The organism is Halopenitus persicus, from assembly GCF_900107205.1.
GTDB lineage: Archaea > Halobacteriota > Halobacteria > Halobacteriales > Haloferacaceae > Halopenitus > Halopenitus persicus.
In genome coordinates this window covers 1-1,622 of sequence record NZ_FNPC01000027.1, presented here as the reverse complement: position 1 = coordinate 1,622, position 1,622 = coordinate 1, and the positions used below count along the sequence as shown (strand labels likewise).

Annotated in this window: 1 protein-coding gene; it reads right to left on the bottom strand. The window is 69.5% G+C overall.

The genetic code is table 11. The annotated features are described in order from the left end of the window. Window positions 1–75: 75 nt before the first annotated feature. Window positions 76–1,622: PKD domain-containing protein (locus BLV25_RS16595; RefSeq protein WP_143114523.1), on the bottom strand; the 1,547-nt coding region annotated here is incomplete at its 5' end.

The window sequence follows — 1,622 nt, the reverse complement described above, 5'->3', positions numbered from 1 at the left end:
CACGGGCCCGTGTCGAAAAGGTCGGCGAGGACGAGTAAACCGATAAGTCCGTAGTGGCCGGTTTGTCCGCGAGAGTCACACCGCCGGCATCGGGTCCGTGAGCGTGGAGACGATCCGGACCGACGGCCCTTCGAGCGACCCGGTCCGGTCGCGCACGTTGCGGGCGGTTACCCGGATCCGGTAGTTCCCCTCGGGGTCGAGGTCGGTTCCGGGCGGCACGACGATCGCCTCGTCTTCGGCCGTGTACTCGCGGTCTCCGACGATCTCGAGACGCTTGCGGACGACTTCGGTTCCGTCCCCGTCGACGATCTCGATCGAGATCGTATCGAGCGCGACCTGCGGATCGACGACGGTCAGCGCGCCGATCTCGAAGCGGTTGGCCTCGAGGGTCACGCGAGGATCCTCGAAGACTGTGATCCGGGGGCCGCGACCCTCGGGGACGACGCGCCCCCACGGGACGTAGTGGTAGGCGGCGACGATGAGGCCGAGGGCGGTCAGCGACAGGAGTGTCTGCCAGAGGATCGTGCTGCCGATGCCCAGCGCCGAGAGCTCGGAGACGACCGACCACCCCGTCGCGACCGCGATCCGCTCGGTGGTCTCGGTGGCGGCCCCGTACTCGTCGGCCACGCGCACGTCGACCACGTGCTCGCCGGGTTCGAGGGGATGGATGACCGTCTCGCCGGTCTTCGTGGTCCCGTCGGCGAACGTCCAGGTCACCGTGGCGTCGCCGACCTCGTTCGTGACGTCCGCGGTGAGGGTCGCCATCTCGGCCGCCCGGTCGTACTCCGCGGAGACCTCGGCGGTCGGTACGTCGTTGGCGATGACCGTCCGGGTGGCCGTACTCTCGCGGCCGAGGGCGTCGCGGACGGTGAGTCCGACCTCGTATTCTCCCGGCTCCGCGAAGGTGTACTCGAGCACTCGGCCGTTCTGCGTGGTTCCGTCCGGCAGCGTCCACTGGTAGGTGACGTCCGGGTCGACGAAGACCGCGAACGGGGAGAAGCTGCGCGTGCGCGCCGACACGACCACGTAGTCCTCGGTCGTCTCCGTCACGGTAGTGTCCAGCAGCTCCCAGCCGTTCTCGGTCCGGTGGCCGAGCGTGGCGCCCGAGGGGTCGGCGTCGCCGAACTGATCGCGGTCGACGCGCAGCCGCACCGTCGCCGGCTGATTCCGGCGGTTCTCCGGCGGTTCGATGTCCACCGCGCGCACGATCCGGTCCTGCTCCGTCACCCCGCTCGAAACGCTGATCGTCGACCGCTCGCCCGAGAGCCGGACCGGTTCCCCGACGTTCGTCACGATGGTGCCTTCCGCGAGGTCGATCGCGTCCCCCTCGGAGTCGTCACTCTCGTCGTTGACGCCGTCGCCGTCCTCGTCCTCCGCCGTCGAGATCACCGCTCGCGGGTTGCCGTCCCTGGCGGTGGCGTCGATCGCATCGAGGTCCTCGTTCGAGAGTTCACGGACCGACACCGTATCGCCCTCGGGTCCCTCGCTGCCGTCCTCCGTCTCGCCCTCGAACTCGACCTCCACGCCGGTCTCGGAGTCGATCACGTCCTCTCCGGGCGCGTCGCCCTCGGGCTGTTCGCCCTCCTCGCCCGGTTCGTCCTGTTCGCTCTCCTCGTCGGGCG